We start from the raw sequence: 14,407 nt of genomic DNA, 5'->3' as shown, positions 1-14,407 counted from the left end.
AAAATATTGGCTTGGAGGTGTATTGATGAAAAAAACAGCTAATGAATTTCTTCCGTTAACTGAAACCACTTATTTAATTCTTACATCATTATGGCAGCCACTTCATGGTTATGGGATAATGCAAAACGTGGAAAGAATAACAAACTCTAGAATAATCTTAGCACCAGGGACTTTATATGGAGCATTATCAAAACTAACAAAAGATAAGTTGATAGAGGTTGTTGATACTTCATTGGAGGTAGACAGAAAAAAAACATATGAATTAACTGCTTTAGGAAGAACTGTGGTGCAGTTGGAGTTAAATAGATTAGAAACTTTACTTGTTGAATCTAAAAAGTTATTGGGGGGAGTTAATTTTGGGAAGGACTAAAAAGGTTTTTAAATGGTTTTATATATTCGATTTAGAAAAAGAAGAAAACTGGCTTAGAAATATGGCTCAAAAAGGATGGATTTTTCAAAAAGTAAATATACTTGGAATTTATACTTTTATAAAAGGACAGAGTACAGATGCTATATATAAAATTGATTTTAATAATAAAGTTGAAGATGTTGAAGAATATTATGATTTATTTGCTGAGAGTGGATGGCGTTTTATTCATAAGGTAAGAGAATTTAGATATTTCAAGTATTCAGGTCAAATTACTTCTTTTGATAAGTTAGTAATTTATAATGATCCTTCACAACAATTTAAGTGGTTACATAAATGGTTAGCTTTTTTCTTGTTGATTTATGGAATTGAATTTGTAGCATTATATACAATACTATTCTTGCAGGGAAAAACAAACATTGGAGCAGGATTAGAGCCTATGATTATAGTACTATTTATTTCAATATTATCAATTATACTCATTAGGTTTGTAAATTCATATATTGCATTAAAAAGAAAAGTTAAGGAGGATCAAGCAATAGATTATTGTAGCAAAGGGATTTTAAAAAAGTTTTCTTCAGCAATTTCTTTGTTTATAGCTCCTATTATATTGAGTGCAGCATTAGCGGTAGCAGTTACAGTTCTATCTACAGTAGGATCTTCTGAAAAAGCTATAAAGAATAAGGTCTTACAGGGGGATGAAATGTCATTATATCCTATGAGGACAATAAATTATGTTATTTCAGAAGATATAGGTGACTTCAAGGTTTCTTTATATGGAAATAATAATAGAATAGGTATAATAGCATTAGAAAAGTTAGTTTTTAATAGGTACAAGGTTATAACTAATTTTAGTAGTGGCGTTCGCCCTAATCATAATGCATTAAGTAACTTCCTTAAATTGGGACAGCATGATTATATAACTATATACGGCAATGATGAGAACCAAGAAATAGATAATACAGTTATCAAGTACAAGGATGGAACAGAAGATAAAATTGCAACTAATAAGATTGTAAGAAAAGGCGAGAATTTTATTATTCTAATTAAAGCAAATAGAGATATTGAGGATATAAAAATTTTCGATAAAAGTAATATTGATATTAGCCATAAATATATAGATTTTCAAAGCAAAGATTTTTAATATATAAGTTACGATATTGAAACTATATCAGAACTCTAGAGAAATATTGAAAAATCAATGTATTCTATGAAGAACCTTTGTTGGGATATATATAACTCCTTGGGTATAAAAATAATGATTTTTATACCCAAGGAGTTTCTAAAAGATAAGACGTAGGTTACCGATTCTTACCAATAAGGGTTAGAAGTAGTAGCTAAATATTTAGTGTGACTCTTCTAGATTCAATAATATCTTCTAATTCGTTAGCAGCTATAATTACATCATCTTCAACAATTAACCTGCCGCCAGTTATATTAACAAGGTCTTCTTCCAAAACCTTAGTGACAACTTCACTTCCATCGATAAACGGTGAAATAGCTACGTGTAATGGTAAGCCTAAGGCTAAACCAAAAGCAGCATCAGCTAAAGCTTGTTCTTCTAGCCATTGAGGGGCTGATAGAACTAGTGGAAGTTGAGGGATATCTACACCTAAAGCTTCTGCAAGTTCTGTTGCTACCATTTCTAATCTTCCGATAGCAAGGCAAGGACCAAAGTTTAATACTGGTGGGATACCTAAGGTCTTACAGACTTCTTTTAGATTATCTCCTGCAAGTTCTGCTGCACCAGGAGACATAAGACCAACATTTTCAAGTCCACCAGAAGAGCATCCTGCTGAAAGAACCAGGATATCTCTTTTTATAAGTTCTTTAGTAAGTTCTACAGTGAATACATCATGACCTTTGGCTGTTAGATTAGAACATCCTACTACCCCAGCAATTCCTTTAATTTTGCCTTGTGCAATTAAATCTATAAGAGGCTTCCAGCTTCCACCAAGAAAATCCTTTAAAGAACCTTCACTAACCCCTGTCACAACATCATCATGACCATGATCCTTAGGGATATCTATTTCAACTTTACCTCTTCTATTTATGTAACTTTCAAGTGCTGTACTGATGATTAAATCACTTATTTCCTCTGCCTTATCCATATTGAAATCTATAAAATCAGCATTTTTCTTTTTAGCAACATCATCTATGCAAAGCATCTTTACATTAAATTTATCTGCCACAGCTTCAAGACCTGGAATTGTACAATTGAACTCAGATACAACTAAATCTATACCACCTGTTGCTAAAACTGCTTCACTTGTGTAGTTATTTCCAGCATGACCTGAGAAGACTTCCTCATAATGTTCACCTCTTAATTGCAAGTCTTGTCCAACACAAGTACAGCCAACTAATCTAAAGCCTTTAGAACCAGCATCTATAGCTTTCTTTTTAACATCTTGGGTGATTAACTTATCTTGAAGATGTGCAATATCAGAATGTTGATGACCTGTTACCATTATGTTTATGTAATCTTCATCTATTACTCTAAAACCAACTTTTGCTTGTCTGATTTTCGGAGCTCCAAGAATAACATCATTTAATAGGTTAGTAAGCATTAAACCATATACGCCAGTTGATACTCCCAGTTTTAAAGAATTTAATAGCATATCTACAGGGTCACTATTTAAGTTTGTAGAAGTTTTTACTATTGCATCAAAAACTTCTGATTTTGCACCACCAGGCAATATGTTCAATTCTTGCCATTTTTCATATCGTGGCTTATAAGAAAGTTTTTCTACTAGCTCCATTTTTTCATACTTTGGTTTGTACAAATCTTTTAATACTGCATCGGCTACCTTAATTATTCTTTTATTTGTATCCTCTTCATTGATCTCAAAAACTTTTGCAAGGTTGTTTAGGGTTTCAACACTTTTTATTTGGACATTGCCTTTGCCTTCTCCAATATTTTTCAAGTTTGTAGCAGTATTTTCAACTACATGAAGATAGCAAGCAGAACCTGCTGCAATAGCTCTTAAAAAGTTCCTTGCGACTATAGTGTCAGCATCTGCACCGCAGACTCCTCTTGGAGATTTAGGTGTTATTCTACAAGGACCATTAGAACAGAGCTTACAACAGACTCCATCCTTACCAAACTTACATTTTGCTTGTTGAGTTTCTACTCTGTTAAAGGATGTTTCTACTTCTTTCTTTGATGATAAGAATTCGCATAATTTGCAATCGGCTGATGTACACATTGACATTTTCATCTTCTCCTTATACTGAAATAATAAAAAATTTATCATGTACATATCTTAAGAATGAAAGTCCACATTTTTGTTATTTATTGAAGTTAAATGTTGCACCTAGACTATGTTTACGGACAGACAATACTAAGATACATATCTACACTCTTTTGGTATACAATAAAGGCGCAATTATTAGTCCATAAATAAAATATTTACGGAAATAGACAATTGATATTCTAAATATGTTTTTATAAAAAGTTCGTATAACTATAGATAAAATGAATATAATTATTTTTGCAATAGCTATATGAAGTTAATTTTTATAAGAAAACTGCACCTATTTGATATAGATTATAATAATATATTTAATAATAATTGTCAACAGATAATTCCTTTTATTAGGATTATTTCAAAGTTTTATAATGTATCACAATAAGATTGTCTTGGCAGGATGGTTTTATTTAGGTATTCTACATAAACAGAAAAGTAGTTCAAGCTTAAATATAAAAATGAAGCTTAGTTATGTAAGATCAAAAATAAAATTGACAATGTCAGAAACTATATATAAACTAAATTAAAATAAATTAGAGGTGATTTGATGGATTATATAGTAGATTTACATACTCATAGTAATATTACCGATGGATCGTGCACTCCAAAAGAATTAATAGATGTGGCTGTAAAAGAAAAAGTCAAAGCAATAGCTCTCACCGATCATGATAATATCGGTGGATTAGAAGAAGCTGCGAAGTATGCAAAAGAGAAGAATATAGATTTTTTAAAGGGTATAGAAATTAGTGCTTTATATAGAGATGGTAGAATAATTCATATTTTAGGAATTGGAATTGATCCAACAAATGGAGTTTTTTCAAATGCATATAGGGTAATGAAAGAGGCAAGACAAGAAGGGGTAAAGCATCTATTATCAGAAATAAAAAAACAAGGCGTAGATATTCCGATAGAAGAATTAAAGGACAAGGCATTAGGTGAATATTTAGATAGATATGATATCTTTAGATATTTTACTAGAAACAAAATGTATACTACTGCTCAAGGAATATGGGATAAATATTTAGATCCAGTTCCTTATGGGGATAAGGAATTAATTAAGGTAGAGGATGCAATTAAAATTATTAAAGAAGCTAGGGGGTTATCATTCTTAGCTCACTACAATAAAACTATGGGCTTTGCTGGGCTTAATGCTCAGGAAATGGAAAAAGAGATAAGCTATTTAGTTTCATTAGGCTTAGATGGTGTAGAAAGATATTACCCTACATTCAATGAGGAAGACCATAAGTATCTAGATTATTTAATTGAAAAATATAATCTAATGTGCTCTGGTGGAGCTGATTATCACGGCAGTAACAGACCTGAAATAAAGCTTGGTAGGGGACTTAATAATAATATATCAACGTCCTATAAATTATATGAAAAGATAATAGCAAAGTTAAGTTCTTAGCTAGCATTGTCAAACAGCAAAGTCTTCAATGAATAGTTTTCTTATAAATATTGTTTTAAGGTATGAAAATCTGTATTTGATTTTTGTACTTTTTTTATTTTCAAATAAGAAATGTGTATATATCTCCAAGGTTAAAATTTATCTAAACTTTTATAGGATAATCATAAAGATTAGCAGCAGTGAAAGCATTATAAGTTTCAATAATGTTTTTATATTAAGGTCATATAGCATAGAGAGAACTTTCTCATGGGATTATTTTACATATTGCATAAAATAAACTTAAGTATAAATAGTTTTATGAGAATATAAGGAAAATAAAGAAAAATAGGGACAAATAAGAAAAAACTACATATAAATGCAAAAAAGGAATAAAAACGCAAATTGAAATTTGAGGAAAAATATAATAATATATAGAAGAAGTGGTAAAAAAACACTTTAATATAAAAAAAGGGGTGAAGATTATGAAGAATTATGAAGAATTATTTAATGAAGTTAATGAAAATGCTTCATTACAAGCAGAATTAAACGGTGGTAGTATTGCAACTACTATAGTTTGCACAATTGCACAATCTCTTTTAGGTTGTGTTGGTAGCTATGTTCTTGGAAACAAGGGATATGGTTGTACAGTTACAAATGAATGTATGAGTAACTGTAGATAATTAATATTTACCTACATAAGAAGGTATCTAATTTTATTAGATACCTTCATACAAAAATAGTTTCAAAAAATTTAAATTGGAGCAATAATTTGAAATGGAAGATATGATAAGTTATTACGAAAAATGCTGGATGAAATTATATCCAGAAATGAAGAGTATAGAAGAGTTAAATACATATCTGAAAAAAGTATTTGGAAAGAGTCTTAAAGAAAAGTTGCAAAATGAAAGAGTAGAAAAAGTATCCGTAAAAGAGTACAACAGAAATTTAAAAATGTTTTTAGATGACAACATGCTAGAGAACATGAGATTTAGTAGGTTTTATGGACCAATTATGGTCGAATATATAGAGAATTTACCTAAATATATTGAAAAAACGATGATAGTGAAAAATATTAAACTGTTTATGGAAAGTATGATTCTTCAGCTATCTGACTTAATGTGTAGTATAGCTTTTCGTACAATGGTTTTTGAAATAAATAATGCGAAAAATAAAAATCTACTTAAAGGAGAGAGTCCTGAAGAGAGATATAAATATTTTAATAATGAATTGTTGGATGACTATCAATACCGAAAAAGTTTATATAGTGAGTATTGTTTTCTAGTTGAAACTTTAGATGAGTGTGCCAAAAATTTTGTGAAATACATTGAAGAAATACTTGTAAACACAAGTAAAAATATGTGTAGAATTCAAAGTGACGTTAATTCAAATATTGAATTAGGTAAACTCATAAATATTGAATTTGCTTTGGGAGATACTCATTGTAGAGGAAAAAGTGTAGCAAAACTGATTTTTGAAAATACAATAATTTATTATAAGCCTAGAAATAGTATAATTGATAACAAATTCCAATCAGTGCTTAATTTAATAAACGAAAAAGGTATACTTTCTGGTAGGAAATACAGAGTTATGAATATTCATGGAACAAGTGAATGTGGTTGGTTTGAAAATATTAAGTATGAAGAATGTAGAAGTATAGATAATGTTCATGATTATTATTTAAAGATAGGCGGCTTAATTGGCATTTTGTATTTCTTTAATGCAACAGATTTTCATCATGAAAATATTATAGCTTGTGCTGAAAATCCTATGTTAATAGATTTAGAATCAATATTTAGTGTAGAGATGAAAAGTAAAGTTTTTGATGAAAATAGTGCTTATAATAATGCAATTGAATATTTAAAATCAAGTGTACAATCGATTGGAATATTACCTAATAAGTTACATATTGGTGATTTAGATGACAAGTATGAAACAGGAGGTATTGTTTATAAAGAAAAACAAGTTGCACCAATAAAATCTTTAAAAGTTGTTAATGATGCATCTGATGGTATCCGTACGGAACTAGTAAATTCTATTATTGAAGGAAATCTTAATGCACCTAAATATAATGGCAATATTATAAACCCTAAAGAGTATGTTGAAGATATTAAGGAGGGATTTAGGTTAGTTTATAAATGGATTCTAGGCAACAAGAAAGAATTTATTGAATTTGTTGAAACGTCATTTAGTGAAACAAAAATAAGGATTATATTGAAGCCCACATTTATGTATGCACAAATAAATTCAATAGCAAAACATCCTAATTTTATGAGTAGCGAAGATGAGAATGAACTTATAAATGCAAGAATAGGTATATACGCAGATAATATCGATATTATTAAATCAGAAATAAGATCTTTAAAAAGATATGAGATACCTTATTTTTCAGCGTTATTTAACGAAGAAAAATTATTTGATGAAGATGAAAATGTATTAGAATCAAGATTAATTATTAGTCCCCAACTTTTATTTAGAAACAAAGTATGTAAAGCTACTGAAATAGATTTGAATAATCAAATAGATTTTATAAGTATTTCATTTTTAAGTAAAAATCCAGAAGAGCTTAGAACTGGAATTCATTATGTTGAAGATGCAGTTGAAATCATCAATACTGACAGTTATCTAAATGTTGCAAAAGAAATTGGTGATTATTTATATAGCATAGCAATTATCGGTGAAAATCAGCATGGCAAAAGTGATGCAACATGGATTGGAAGTGCTGTTTCAAAAATAGATGTTAATGATTGGACTTATAGTGTTTCAGATTTAGATTTATATAATGGAAATAGTGGTATAGCATTATTTCTATTAAATTTATGGAAAGTTACAAAGGATAAAAAATATCTTGATTTAGCAATACAGGCAGCAGAACTTATTATAAGCATAATTAAAAATAAGACATTTAATCATTCTACTCTTATAGGAGGGTTTAATGGTATCGGCTCTTATATTTACATAATTAGTAAATTAGTGGTGAATACCAATGATGAATATTTTTATAGTACGTTAATAGAATCTATTGACTTATTAGAAGAAAGAATTGAAGCCGCTTCAGAAATGGATTTAGTGGCTGGAGCAAGTGGAATGCTTGCAGTTTTATTGAATGTATATAGTGAAATTGATGATAAATTAATTAAAGAAAAAGTAAAACCACTTCTATATATGTTATTTTACAAGATCCAAGAGAATGTCAAAAGCGGTGGGAAACTAATTAGATATTCTGGTTTTGGACATGGAATTGCAGGGTGTATTCCATACTTGTACAAGTTGTATTTAATAGATGAAAATAGAGAAGTCTATCAGTTATTTAGTGAGTTATTGTCATATGAACGCGATCATTTCTATAGTAAGGAAGAAAAGGATTGGGTTATGTCTGATGATGAGGTCAATTATTCAAAAGCATGGTGTCATGGTGCACCAGGAATATTACTCGAAAAGATTATTCTAAAGGAATTAGGTTACGAGGATGAGTATTTGGATCAAGAGATCAAAGTGGCTTTAAATAATATTAAGAAAAAATGTATTGGTAATAATATAGTGTATTGTCATGGAGATATAGGAAACTTAGATATTATACAATATGCAGCAAAGATCAGCAAAGATGAAAAAATGATTAAGGAATGTAGTAACACATATGATAAGTTATTTCAACTACATATAAAAAATAACTGGAATAGTGAAGCGTCTGCATATAGTAAGTGTAAAGGGATAATGGTTGGAGTATCTGGTATTGGGCTATCATTACTGAGGATGATAAATAAGTATGATATAGATGATTTTCTTTGGCTAAGTTAAAGGCTATAGGAGGATACGATGATCAAGAGAAGCGGTATACGAATAATTAAACAATTAACAGAAACAGAATGTGGCTTATGTTGTTGTGCCATGATATTGAGATATTACGGAAGTAAGGAATCAATAAGAGAGTTACAAGATTATATGGATGTCGGCAGAGATGGGATATCTATGTTTCAGATTAAGCATTTCTTAAATGAAAAAGGTGTTTCTGCCAAAGTATATGAAGTCAATGAGATTGATAAGTTAGTTCATATAGATAAACCATTTATATGTTATTGGAATCAAAAGCATTTCGTTATTGTAGAAAAAATAAAAAATAATATGTTTTATATAGCAGATCCAGCAGATGGGAAAGTAGTTCTTAATAGAGAAGAATTTTCTAAAAAATTTTCAAAAACCATTTTAGTAAGTGATGTTACGGAAGCATTTAAACCTACGAAAAATAGAAATTACAATCCGTGGATAACTATTTTACAGTATCTTAAAGAAAATAAAATATTAATTCTTGAGATTTTGATATTGCTTGGAATAACTTATGGAATAACGTTGGAAATTCCTAATATTGTACAAAAAATAATTGATAGGACAGGGACGGAAACTAATTCATCATTCTTGAATATTTTTCTTTTGATGCTAGGAGCATGTATAATTGCATTTTTCGTGAGTTACTTATTTAAAGGAATAAAAATAATAGCCTTAAATGTGTTTTTAGGAAGAAAACTTGAAGCAAATACGTATAGACATCTCTTACAACTTCCATATAAGTTTTTTGAAACTAGATCAACTGGTGACTTGTTATATCGTATTCAAGGTACCACCAGTATTAAACAGATGTTGTCTACTCAGATTGTTGGAGGCGTAATTGATATTGGATCTGTTATTGCAATAATTTTTTATATGCAACAGAAGTCAGTGTTGCTTACAATTTGTGCTTTTGCCTTGTTCATGATAAATATTATAGTGATTTTAGTTATTCAACCTAAACTTACACAAGCTATTAATGGAGAGATTGTTGAACAGTCCAAATCTCAAACAGCTCAAATAGAATCATTATATTCAATTATTTCAATAAAGATTTCAGCTATGGAAGATTTGATCTATAAGAATTGGAGCAACATTTATGAGAGTGTTGTTGAAATGTTTCAAAAGAGGATGCTAATTTCAAATGCATATAGTGCTATTATGGCTGTACTTCAAAACTTTTCACCGATTTTAATATTGTGTTTAGGAATTAATGAGTATTATAAGGGAAACATTACCATAGGCGAAGTAATTGCGTTTCAAGCTATTTCTTCAACATTTTTTAATTTGGGAATGTCAATAGTAAATGTATACCCTCAATTTATTTCTGCATCACAATATTTAGATAGGATAGCAGATATTTGGAACAGGGAAGCTGAATTAGAGGATGAAAATGCAATTGTTAGAGAAATAAATGGTGATATAGAGTTAGAGGATGTATGTTTTTCATATTCAAAAAACTCAAAAAATGTACTTGAAAATATTTCAATGAATATTAAAAGAGGAACTAAAGTTGCAATTGTGGGGGCTTCTGGATCAGGAAAAAGTTCACTAAGTAAAATTTTAGTTGGGTTGTACAAGCCTACAAAAGGGACAATAAGATTTGATGGAATTCCTATTGAAAAATATGATAGGAAAGCTATCTGTAGGCAAATGGGAATCGTACCTCAGGATGCTATGTTATTTAATAAAAGTATATATGAAAATATAGTAATGGGAAATTTCAATATAACATTAGAACAGGTAGAAGAAATTACAAAGATTGCATGCATACATGATGAAATCAAAGCAATGCCCATGGGATACCATACAATAATATCTGAAATGGGTATGAATTTATCAGGAGGACAGAGACAGAGAATTTTATTAGCAAGATCAATGCTCTCGAATCCAAAGATTTTGGTGTTAGATGAAGCAACTAGTAGCTTAGATAATATTAATGAGAGAAAAATATCAAATTATTTATCTGGTATTGGATGCACAAGAATTATTATTGCGCATAGGTTGTCTACTATAGTTGATGCAGATGTTATATTCATAATGAAAAATGGACAAATTGCAGAATATGGTAAGCATGAAGAGTTGATAAGTAAGAATGGTGAATATAAAAAATTATATTATATCGGTAGAGATATAGATAATTTGAATGTTGTATAATGAGTAAATTTACAATTATACAATTAAACTACAATAAGTTGAAATAAATTTCAACTATAGAATATAAGGTGTTTTTAACCTTATTCTAGCACAATGAAAAGTGCTTAATTCTTAGTTAGAATATTTTTTAAAAATAGACATTATAAAAAATTAAAAAACTGATTTAGGGTTGGTATAACGGATTAATAATCCTTTATATAAATATTTTTAAGGAGGGAAATCAATTATGCAAAATTATGAAAGCAAAGCAGGATTTATTTCTGAAATGGAACTAGATGAATTAGTTTCAAACAAAACTGTTGGTGGTGCTACTACTGTACCTTGTGCAATTGCTATTATTGGAATTACACTTTCAGCTGGTATCTGCCCAACTTCAGCATGCTCAAAAGATTGTCCATGGAATAACTAATCTGTAAATAGGGATTAACTTATTACATACTTGTTACAAGGAAAATCAAAACTAAGGAACTTACTATTATATATTATAATAGTAAGTTCTTCAGTCATATATAGAAATAATTAATAAAATAATTATATAGATGGTGAGATAAATGGAAAAGTTGTTTGGAAACTACATTAAAAAATCTTTTGAAATTAAGGAAATAAATAAAATTGTTCATAGGACTAAAGAATATTTTGGAGAGTTTTCTAGATATTATTTATATATTTTTTATTACGAATTTGACAATGCAATAATCAGAAAATATGGTGATTTATTTGATCAATTTAATAGCATAATTCAACAACAATTAGATATATTTTTCAAGGATATATTTTATATAAGCATAAGAGTGTTAATTGTTGAAATGAATATTATGAAAGATGAAAATAAGCTAGTTGGTGCAAATAGCCAAGAAAGATACTTGTATTATTCGGAACTTTTAACAAAAGAAGAATACATTGATTACCTAATAAGCAAGTATCCGGTTTTAAATAGAATTTTATTGGAAAAGTGTAAAAATCAAATTAGACTAATTAATGAATGTTTAAGTAATTATATACAAGATTTTGAACCGATGTGTGAAACTTTTGAAATTTCAGCTCAAAGTAAAATTAAGCAAATAATTGTTACATCGGGGGACTCACATAATGGAGGTAAGAAGGTTATCTTATTAGAACTTTCAGAAAACAAAATATTATATAAGCCTCATGATTTTTCATCAGAAAAAATATTTAATGAAATACTAGAATCCATAAATAAAGAACAGTGCATAAAGTATAAGTTAAAGACTATTAAGAATATTACTAGGGATAATTATGCATGGCAGGATTATATCAAAGCAATTGGATGTACGAAGATTCAAGAGGTGGAGGAATATTACTACAAGATTGGAGCATATTTGGCGGTATTGTATTCTTTGGGATGCGAGGATATTCACAAGGAAAATATTATAGCTTCTGGTAACAATCCATATCTAATTGATATGGAGACACTATCAAATTGTCAGGCACCTTTAATAAATGATAAAGCTACAATGCTAGAGCACTTTTTTTATGAGAATAGCCAATCAGTCTTCGGAACAATGCTTTTACCTACTAATTCAGCAGTGTCTATATTTGATTATGACATTGGAGGAATCTCTGGAGATGATAACATTGAAACATCAAAATGGGAAGCTTTTGATATAAAAAATCAAGGAACTGATAATTTACAATTTGTTAAGGAATCTAAGTTTATAACTGGTGGATGTGATAACATAGTAAAACTTAATGGTGAGGCTACTCGTGCTAGAGATTATTACAAGAATATTATAGAAGGATTTTCTGATTGTTATAAAATATTTATAAAAACTCCAAATAAAGTTGTAGATATATTAAAAGAGAGTGAAGTTATAATACGACAGGTTTTAAGACCAACAGCAGTTTATAGTAAATTTTTAGAAGCTTCTACTTATCCAACTTATCTAACAAATGAAGAATCTTTTAGAGGTCTCTTTGCAAAGTTAGATAATTTGGAAGAGGTAAAAGAAAAGAAAAAAGCACAAATTGAAATAGATAGTTTATATGAGTTTGATATACCATATTTTTATTCCGATTTAAATACAACTAACATTTATTCAGTCAAAGGAAAAGTTGATAATTACATAAATTATTCTGTTATGGATGCTATAAGCGGAAAGGCTAGGAAGTTTTCGGAAAAGGATTTAAAGGTGCAAATATATTATATTAACCTTGCACTATCAACCCAACCTAACACATCTGAGATGATTTATAAATATAATTTATTCAGTAAATCACAAAATTTAAAGAATATTACAATTAATCATATTGCTAAACAGATAGGAGATGTAATTGAAGAAAAACTAATTTGGGATTATAGAAAACAAAGTTGCTTTTTTATGATTGATACGGTAGTAAAAGAAAAGAGAAAATACTGTAGCATGGATTCTAGTTTGTATGGTTCGGGTGGAGTAATTCTGTACTATCTATCGCTATACAAAGCTACTTGTGATTTGAAGTATAAACATATAGTCGAAGGATTAATTAATGGACATATAGGGTTACATTCAAAAAAATCCTTAGAGGAGGGGATAGGATTATTTTCAGGGTTAACTTCATTAGCATATATATACTATCAATGTTATAGGGTTTTAGGAAAGAAACAGTATTTAGAAGATGTCTTAGAAGTTCTAAAGGAAATAGAAGAAAATTTACATATGTGGGATGAGCTAGATTTATCAACAGGGTTATCAGGTGTTATCATATTTCTATCAGAACTTTATAAAACAGAAAATAATGAACAGTATCTATTAATTGCAAATGGCTTAGCTGATAAATTATATAAATTAGTGTTGAAAGCTAATTTTAATATGTTAACAGGATTAGCACATGGATATGCAGGAGTTGCTTGGGCTTTATATAGTATAGGGCATATAGTTAATAATGAGGATTATATTAATTGCGCTATGAAATGCATTGAAGAGGAAAATATGTATTATGATTCAGAAAAAAACAACTGGAAAGATAAAAGAAATGGTAGTTCAGAAAGCTTCTATTGGTGTTATGGTGCTTTTGGGATAGGTATCGCAAGATTAAAGATGTATGAAATAGCTCATAATGATATTTTATTAAAGGATATTGAAAAATGCAGATATATATATATTAATTATAATTTAATTAATAGTAAGTATAATCATTCTTTATGCCATGGGCTTACAGGAAACTTATCAGCAATAAAGATGTTTAGTGATTTTTATAAGAATGACAATAAGTTAAAAAAGAAATATAAGGAAATGTTGGATATATTATTAAATGATGTTGTAAATGGCAAAGTTATATGGGGTGATAAGGAGCTCATAGAAGATTATTCATTTATGATTGGTTTATCGGGTATTGGGTATGAGTTATTAAGGCACGAAGCTACAAACTCTGTAAATATTTTAGCATTAGAAGTGTAATGAAGTTGTTTGGAATAGATATAACTGAAAT

General features: G+C 29.0%; 9 protein-coding genes. 8 read left to right on the top strand and 1 reads right to left on the bottom strand.

From position 1 onward, the window contains the following. Window positions 1–25: 25 nt before the first annotated feature. Together CLOCEL_RS21130 and CLOCEL_RS21125 are read left to right on the top strand one after the other, a co-directional pair. A complete protein-coding gene (locus tag CLOCEL_RS21130) occupies window positions 26–370 on the top strand; it encodes a PadR family transcriptional regulator (protein ID WP_010074247.1) in 345 nt (114 codons plus the stop codon). Next, window positions 357–1,511, top strand: a complete 1,155-nt coding sequence (locus CLOCEL_RS21125; protein WP_010074246.1) for a DUF2812 domain-containing protein — start codon at window positions 357–359, stop codon at window positions 1,509–1,511. Before CLOCEL_RS21130 ends, CLOCEL_RS21125 begins: the two co-directional genes overlap by 14 nt. Before the next feature lie 193 nt (window positions 1,512–1,704). On the opposite strand, the gene cooS is transcribed toward CLOCEL_RS21125, so the two are convergent. Next, on the bottom strand, window positions 1,705–3,579 hold the full coding sequence (cooS, locus tag CLOCEL_RS21120; protein ID WP_010074245.1) for an anaerobic carbon-monoxide dehydrogenase catalytic subunit: 1,875 nt from the start codon (window positions 3,577–3,579) through the stop codon (window positions 1,705–1,707). A gap of 583 nt (window positions 3,580–4,162) precedes the next feature. Here cooS and CLOCEL_RS21115 point away from each other — a divergent pair. The 6 genes from CLOCEL_RS21115 (at window position 4,163) to CLOCEL_RS21090 (ending at window position 14,376) form a co-directional block, all read left to right on the top strand. Continuing rightward, window positions 4,163–5,023: a PHP domain-containing protein gene (locus CLOCEL_RS21115; RefSeq protein ID WP_010074244.1), complete on the top strand. Its 861-nt coding sequence runs from the start codon at window positions 4,163–4,165 to the stop codon at window positions 5,021–5,023. A 461-nt stretch (window positions 5,024–5,484) separates the two neighbouring features. Next, complete coding sequence (locus CLOCEL_RS21110) at window positions 5,485–5,682, top strand: lichenicidin alpha family lanthipeptide (RefSeq protein ID WP_010074243.1); 198 nt, start codon at window positions 5,485–5,487, stop codon at window positions 5,680–5,682. A gap of 94 nt (window positions 5,683–5,776) precedes the next feature. After that, complete coding sequence (locus CLOCEL_RS21105; protein ID WP_010074242.1) at window positions 5,777–8,797, top strand: type 2 lanthipeptide synthetase LanM family protein; 3,021 nt, start codon at window positions 5,777–5,779, stop codon at window positions 8,795–8,797. An 18-nt stretch (window positions 8,798–8,815) separates the two neighbouring features. Beyond that, window positions 8,816–10,978, top strand: a complete 2,163-nt coding sequence (locus tag CLOCEL_RS21100; RefSeq protein ID WP_010074241.1) for a peptidase domain-containing ABC transporter — start codon at window positions 8,816–8,818, stop codon at window positions 10,976–10,978. Between the two features lie 226 nt (window positions 10,979–11,204). Then, window positions 11,205–11,387, top strand: coding sequence for a class II lanthipeptide, LchA2/BrtA2 family (locus CLOCEL_RS21095; RefSeq protein ID WP_010074240.1), 183 nt, complete (start codon window positions 11,205–11,207; stop codon window positions 11,385–11,387). A gap of 142 nt (window positions 11,388–11,529) precedes the next feature. Further along, window positions 11,530–14,376, top strand: coding sequence for a type 2 lanthipeptide synthetase LanM family protein (locus CLOCEL_RS21090; RefSeq protein WP_010074239.1), 2,847 nt, complete (start codon window positions 11,530–11,532; stop codon window positions 14,374–14,376). Window positions 14,377–14,407 lie beyond the last annotated feature (31 nt).

The sequence above is a fragment of the Clostridium cellulovorans 743B genome, assembly GCF_000145275.1.
In the GTDB taxonomy this organism is placed as follows: Bacteria; Bacillota; Clostridia; order Clostridiales; family Clostridiaceae; genus Clostridium_K; species Clostridium_K cellulovorans.
This window is presented reverse-complemented; position numbering and strand designations above follow the sequence as displayed.